1 protein-coding gene is annotated in these 1,810 nt (G+C 36.1%); it reads right to left on the reverse strand.

The genetic code is table 11. The features are described 5' to 3' along the window. On the reverse strand, nucleotides 1–1,672 hold a 1,672-nt coding region (locus ABC228_RS19000), incomplete at its 3' end, for an IS1182 family transposase (RefSeq protein WP_345826748.1). Between the last annotated feature and the right edge of the window lie 138 nt (nucleotides 1,673–1,810).

Genomic DNA, 1,810 nt, shown 5'->3' on the forward strand with positions numbered 1-1,810 from the left:
AAGAGGCTGGGACATAACTAGCCAAAAATAAATGAAAAGTGGTTCCAAACATCAAAAAATGATGATTGGAACCATTTTTCGTTGGTTTATTTTCAATATCCATTGGTAAATTAAATGTTTGGGCGGCAAACTTCCTCAGATTTACCGCCATGAACGCAAATCCTAATTCATTTTCTACTTTCTCTTTGCCCCTTACGGACATTCGAGTGAAACGCAAATTAGCCTTCAGAAATCCGAAGACTGGTTCTACATCAATTTTGCGTTTTCCGTAGATTTCTCCAGTTTCTTTTTTCGAAAGCTGCTCTTTTATATATTCTTTTTGTTGTTCCCATTTCACGTTATAGTAGATTTTTCGATTACTCTCGGCTTTCGCCTTTGTACATAAAGAACGAAGTGGACATCCGGAACAGTCCTCGCATTCATATACCTTAAACGAACGAGTAAAACCGTATTTGTCTTTTCGTTTAGAGAGATATCGGAAAGCTAATGTTTTATCATTTGGACATGTAAAGGAGTCATTCATTTCGTTGTAATTCCAATTGGATAAATTGAAAGCATCATTCTTCTTCTTCTTCTCATTTCGATATTGGTTATAAGTAATAAGTGGAGTCCGTTTTCGTTGGTTGAGAACATCCTCATAATTTTGTTCACTTCCATAACCTGCATCAGCTACGATGTACTCTGGTAACGCAAAAAATTTCTTTTCAATAGTATCTAAGAAAGGAATGAATGTGCGTGTATCTGTTGGATTGGGAAACACATCGTAAGCGAGCGCATACTGACCTTCGGTCGCAAGTTGTACATTATAACCAGCTTTCAATTGTCCGTTCTTCATATAATCATCTTTCATTCGCATAAAGGTGGCGTCATGATCGGTCTTTGAATAACTGTTACGTTCTCCAAAGATTTTCATGTCGTATTGGTACTTTTGTTTACGTTCTAAAAAATCTTTAAATCGTTTGCGATATTGTTTTGGTGCTTTACGCTCGGAGCGAAGCTTCTTGCGTTCGTTTACATCACTTTCTTCTATTCTCTTGTCAAAGTCTTCTATTTTTTCATCTAGTTTTTTTATGATTGTCTTAATCTCTTTCGCTGAAAGTTCGTCCGAACTTTCCCGATTTATTTCTGGAATAATTTCTTTTTCCAATAATTCATCATACATTTGATTAGACTTCTCTACCAATTGTGCACTATATTTTTCAATTGACTTACGCCAAACAAATGTAAACTTATTGGCATTAGCTTCAATTTTTGTTCCATCAATAAAGATAGCTTCTTCATCAATCAGCTTTTCTTGAACAAGCTGACAGCGAAATTGGACGAAGCATTGACGTAGTAACTCTTTGACCTCTGGATGCACGCGGAAACGATTGATTGTACGATAACTTGGTTCATATCCTTGGGCTAACCACATCATACGTACACTATCTCGTAGTAATCCTTCTATCTTTCTTCCAGAGAAAACAGTTTGTGTGTAAGCACATAGGATGATCTTCATCATCATCCGTGGATGATAAGCAGGACAGCCAGTATCTCGTAAAAAGTTAATGAATGCCTCATCTGGAATATTTTCCACCACATCATTCACAACGTAAGCAATATCATTTTCTTGTAATTTAATTTCTAAATCTAACGGCAAAACCACTTGGTTCATGGTATAATGTTTAAACATAAGGACACCTCCGTAAATTATTGTGTGGTTACTTTAATTTTATCAAAAGGTGTCCTTTTTGTGTGCAAAAAAAGTGGTATTCACCGGTTTTGGTGAACACCACTTTTTATTTTACTGGGGTTTTGTCCCAGCCTCTTT

Origin of the sequence: Ornithinibacillus xuwenensis (genome assembly GCF_039614845.1) — a bacterium.
Taxonomy (GTDB): Bacteria; Bacillota; Bacilli; order Bacillales; family Amphibacillaceae; genus Ornithinibacillus; species Ornithinibacillus xuwenensis.